This window comes from Gilvimarinus sp. 1_MG-2023 (genome assembly GCF_030548285.1).
Map to the genome: position 1 here is coordinate 1 of NZ_JAUOSC010001571.1, position 242 is coordinate 242.

Here is a 242-nt window from a genome sequence, read left to right on the forward strand (position 1 = left end):
GCCTAACCGCTGGTCGGTATTGATGTCGCCACAGGATATGCTGGAAAAGGGCATCAAACCGCAGCAGAAGGTGACGTTACGTTCCCCTAATGGCTGTATGGAAGCGGTTGAGGTTTACCCGTATGGACTGAGCCGGGGGGCGGTAATGGCCTATTACCCGGAAGCCAATGTGCTGACAGGGATTGAGCGTGACCCCAGAAGTCATACCCCGGCCTTCAAGTCGGTGGCGGTGGCGATAGAGG

1 protein-coding gene is annotated in these 242 nt (G+C 57.0%); it reads left to right on the forward strand.

The genetic code is table 11. From position 1 onward, the window contains the following. Window positions 1-242 (forward strand): molybdopterin dinucleotide binding domain-containing protein (locus Q4563_RS22090; RefSeq protein ID WP_303606065.1); only part of this gene is annotated, 242 nt, incomplete at both ends.